The 4,875-nt window shown below is 69.1% G+C and carries 2 protein-coding genes; both read left to right on the plus strand.

All coding sequences use genetic code 11. The features are described 5' to 3' along the window. Positions 1–276: 276 nt before the first annotated feature. Positions 277–3,558, plus strand: coding sequence for a S8 family serine peptidase (locus tag SMA5143A_RS21045; protein ID WP_107464453.1), 3,282 nt, complete (start codon positions 277–279; stop codon positions 3,556–3,558). 740 nt (positions 3,559–4,298) lie between these two features. Further along, the coding region (locus SMA5143A_RS21055; protein WP_146193924.1) for a LacI family DNA-binding transcriptional regulator at positions 4,299–4,875 on the plus strand (577 nt) is incomplete at its 3' end.

Below are 4,875 nucleotides of genomic sequence, written 5' to 3' on the forward strand. Positions count from 1 at the left end.
GGAGGGGCGCGTGCGGGAGCGGGCCGCCGGGCGGCTGCGGGTCCGTGGGGTTCCTCGCGCGGGAAGCCCGGGGGCGCGTGCCACCGGGTTCGCGTAACTCCCCCACGGCATGTGGAGAGAGTGTGTCAGTCGCGATCTAGATGAGTTGACTCTCAAGTAACAGTGGTCACTTGTGCGAAGGTGGCGATCATCCGGGTTTATGTTCCGGATCGCGGCGGTCGAGGATGTTCGACCCGGCCGCCCATGCCTACGTTCCTCCTGCACCAGGGATCACGCATGCCTCCCACCCCCCACCCGGCCCCGATACCGGGCGCGAGACGCGTCGCCCGTATCGCCGTGGCCGCAGGGCTCGTCACGCTGCTCTCCGCGGCCGGGCCCGTCCCCCTCTCCCTCGCCGCGGACGGCGCCCCCGCCACTGCCGTCGACCCCGGCGTCAAGTCCGGCCCCGAGAAGCTCGGTTCGGACGACGCCGCCCTCCTCGCGCAGGCCAAGGCGCACCACGAGAAGACCGTCACGATGATGATCGCCACCGCTCCGGGGCAGACCGAGAAGGTCGCCGCGGAGCTGGACGCGGTCAAGGGCGGCTCCGTCGGTCGGACCTACGACGAGCTCGGCTACGTACGGGCCACGGTACCGACCGGCAGGGCGGACTCGGCCATCGCCGCCGCCGCCAAGCTCTCCTCCGTGCGGGCCATCGACCTGCGGGACGAGATACCCATGGAGGAGCCGGGCCTCGAAAAGGGCGGGACGACCGCCTCCGCGGCCGCTTACCCCGGCCCGGACGAGAACACTCCCGCGAGGAACCCCTACAACCCGTCCTTCGAGACGGGCGCCGTCGACTTCGTGAAGCAGAACCCGAAGGCGGACGGCCGGGGCGTCACCATCGGCATCCTCGACACCGGTGTCGACCTCGCCACTCCCGCGTTGCGGAAGACCACGACCGGTGAGCGCAAGATCGTCGACTGGGTGACCGCCACCGACCCGGTCCTCGACGGCGACGGCACCTGGCGTCCGATGACCACCTCGGTCTCCGGGCCGTCCTTCGACTTCGGCGGCAAGAGCTGGAAGGCCCCCGAGGGCGCCTACCGGGTCAGCGTCTTCGCCGAGTCCGTCACCACGATGCCCGCGGCCTCGCCCGGCCGCTCCGACGGTGACGTCAACCGCGACGGCGACACCACCGACGACTGGGGTGTCCTGTACGACCCGGCCGCCGGCACGGTCACCGTCGATGTCGACGACGACGGCGACTTCACCGACGACAAGCCGATGAAGCCGTACAAGGACGGCTTCCAGGTCGGCCGGTTCGGCACCGACGACCCGGCCACGGCCGTCGCCGAGAGCCAGTCCTTCGCCGTGGAGATCCGCAAGGACGTCCCGATGGACCCGCTGGGCGGCGACTGGGTCGGCAAGAAGTCAGACTTCGTCAACATCGGCCTCGTCTCCGGTCTCCACGGCACCCACGTGGCCGGTATCACCGCCGGCAACGGCATGTTCGGCGGCAGGATGAACGGCGCCGCCCCCGGCGCGAAGATCGTGTCGTCGCGGGCCTGTGCCTTCGCCGTCTCGTGCACCAACGTCGGCATCACCGAGGGCATGGTCGACCTCGTCGTCAACCGCGGCGTCGACATCGTCCAGATGTCCATCGGCGGTCAGGCGGCGCTCAACGACGGCAACGACGTCTTCTCCGTGCTGTACAACCGCCTGATCGACACCCACGGCATCCAGCTCGTCGTCTCCGCCGGCAACGACGGTCCCGGCGCCAACACCATGGATGACCTCGGCTCCGGCGACAAGGTCATCTCGGTCGGCGCGAGCATCTCCAAGGAGACCTACGCCGCCAACTACGGCGCCGCCGTGGCCGACAAGTACCAACTGTTCACCTTCTCCTCCCGCGGACCCCGTGAGGACGGCGGCCTCACCCCCACCCTCGTCGCCCCCGGCGCCGCGGTCAGCACGGTCCCGCCGTGGCAGCCCGGCTCGTCCGTCGCCGAGGCGGGCTGGAAGCTGCCGCCCGGCTACGCCATGCATAACGGCACCTCGATGGCGTCCCCGCAGGCGGCGGGCGCGACCGCGCTGCTGCTGAGCGCCGCCAAGCGCAAGGGCATCGAGCTGACGCCCGCGAAGCTGCGCACGGCACTGACCTCGACCGCCAAGCACATCAAGGGAGTTCAGGCGTACGAGGAGGGTGCCGGCCTCATCGACGTCGTCGGCGCCTGGAAGGCGGTCAAGGCGGGCGCGACCGCCCACGCGTACTCGGTGAAGGCCCCGGTCGACACCGCGCTCGACCAGGCGCTGAAGACTCCGGGCTTCGGCACGGGCGTCCACGACCGCGAGGGCGGTCTGAAGGCCGGGAAGAAGAAGACGTACGACGTCACCATCACCCGTACGTCCGGGCCGTCCGGCTCGCTCCCGCACTCCCTGCGGCTGACGAACAACAAGGAGCGCACCTTCTCGATCGTCGGCGCGCGGCTGGTGAGACTGCCGTTGAACAAGCCGGTGACGGTGAAGGTCAAGGCCGCTCCCCGGCACGCGGGCATCAAGAGCGTGATCCTTCAGGTCGACGACCCGAGGACGGCCGGTGTCGACCAGCAGATCCTGAACACCGTCGTGGTCTCCACGCCGGTCGAGTACACCTTCACGGCCTCCGGTTCGGTGCGGCGCACCAAGTTCACGTCGTACTTCGTCACCGTCCCCGAGGGCGCGAAGTCGCTCCAGGTCACGCTCGGCGGTCTGAGGAAGGGCAGCCAGGCGGGGGTCAGCGCCACCGACCCGCGCGGCATGTCGGTCGACGACGACGACCCGAACACGACGGACATCGCCGTGTACGCGGACCCGATGCCGGGCGTCTGGGAGATCGCGGTCGACTCCCGCCGCACCTCGGCCCTGCTGGACAACCCGTACAAGCTGAACGTCTCCGCCTTCGCCGCGTCCTTCGCCCCGATGCCGGTGACCGTGCCGGAGGCCAAGGCCGGCACCTCGGTCGACACGTCCTGGACGGTCACCAACAGGATGGCGGCGGTCGACGGCACCCTGAGGGGCGGCCCGCTCGGCTCGTCGAAGTCCGCGCGGCCGACCATCGAGAACGGTGAGACGCAGAAGAGCACGATCGAGGTGGCCGAGGGCACCACGTCGCTCGACGTAGCCATCGGCGAGGTCTCGGACACGGCCGCCGACCTCGACCTGACGGTCTACGACGCCCAGGGCAAGGTCGTCGGCCAGTCGGCCGACCCTGACTCCGACGAGTCCGTCTCCCTCGCCGACCCGGCGGCCGGTACGTACACCGTCGAGGTCGTCGCCTACGCCGTACCGTCGGGCTCGACCGCGTACGACTACCGGGACGTCTTCTTCTCCTCCGCGCTCGGCACGGTCGCCGTGGACGAGTCGGCGCCGGTCAGGCTCGGCCAGGGCGACTCGGCGAAGGTGTCGGCGAGCGTCACCGTCGCGAGTGCCGTGGCCGAGGACCGCGAAGTGGTGGGTGAGGTACGGCTGGTGAACACGCGCGGCACGACCGTCGGTGTGGGCGCCGTGACCGTCGAGAAGGTCACACGCTTGGGCTAGGGTCTGTCGTTTGGATCATGCGGACTTCTGGCTACGGGCACCAAGGGCTGCCGGTGAGCCCCGAGGCCCAGGCCTGATCCAAACGACAGGCCCAAGGTGTGGGTCGTCGTAAGGTCCGCCGCCGTCGCGTCCGGCCTGTGGCTGTCCACCCAGTGCAGGATGATCACCAGAAATCCGAGAAGGACGGACAAGGCGATCACGGCCAGGACGCTGGTGGGCAAGGTGTGCTCCGGACTGTTCGACGTGCGGCGGTGTCTCGACCGACGCTCACAGTCCGGAAGTTGTTTGTCAGGCCCCTTTGGCCACCGCAGACAACTCCGCGAAGAGCGAGGAACCCCAGCCGGCGCGCGGCTGGGGTTCCTGGAGAGGTTCAGGGCGCTCCAGTACGTCGCCCACTCGGACCTCCCGGGGGTGGCCCGCAAACAGGTCGGGTGGCCGAGCGGCCGGATCCTGTGACGGCATCGTTCATTGTGCTGATGAGTCCGTTCTTGCGTCCTTGCCCGCTGCGGCGTGGAGGGCCTGGTGGGTGGGTCGCGGTAACCGGAGGGATCGCTTCAATCGAACCGGTTCGCAGGAACCTAGCAGCGAGGAAAGCTCGCGGCAATAGCTCCGATGCGGGCGGAGTTTGCTGATCATCTTGGGTTACGGCACTGTTTCGAGAAGTTTCGCCGCAGGCGTTGACAGTGCTTTGAGGTGTTCCTATCTTCGCTTCACCGAACCGGTTCGATGAGGGAGTGCCCGTGAACATCGGGGAGATCGCCAAGCGGGCGGGTGTCTCGCGGAGCACGGTGTCGTATGCGCTGAGCGGCAAGCGTCCGGTGTCGGACGAGACCCGCGAGAAGATCCAGCGGGTCATCGACGAGCTCGGTTACCGGCCCAACGCGAGTGCGCGTGCTCTGGCCAACGGGCGGACGAGCACGATCGGTCTGGTCTTCCCGCCGGCTGGGAACCACTACACCGGGATGCAGCTCGACTTCATCGGCAGTGTGGTGGAGGCCGCGGCGGCTCATGACTATGACGTGCTGCTGTCGCCGAGTGGTGTGGACAGTGACCGTTCGTTCCAGCGGTTGCTGGGGGAGCGGAGGGTCGACGGGGCGATCCTGATGGAGATCAGGTTGGAGGACGACCGGGTCGATCACCTGGCCGAACTCGACTTCCCCGCCATCGCCATCGGCCGCACGGCCCGGCCCGAGGGGACCTGGTGGGTGGGTCTGGACCACACCGCGCTCGCGGCGGCGTGCGTCCACCATCTCGCCGACCTCGGTCATCGCCGCATCGCCTTCGTCAACCGGCCCGAGCAGCTGTTGCGGGCGGGTT

The organism is Streptomyces sp. MA5143a (assembly GCF_900290235.1).
Lineage (GTDB): Bacteria > Actinomycetota > Actinomycetes > Streptomycetales > Streptomycetaceae > Streptomyces.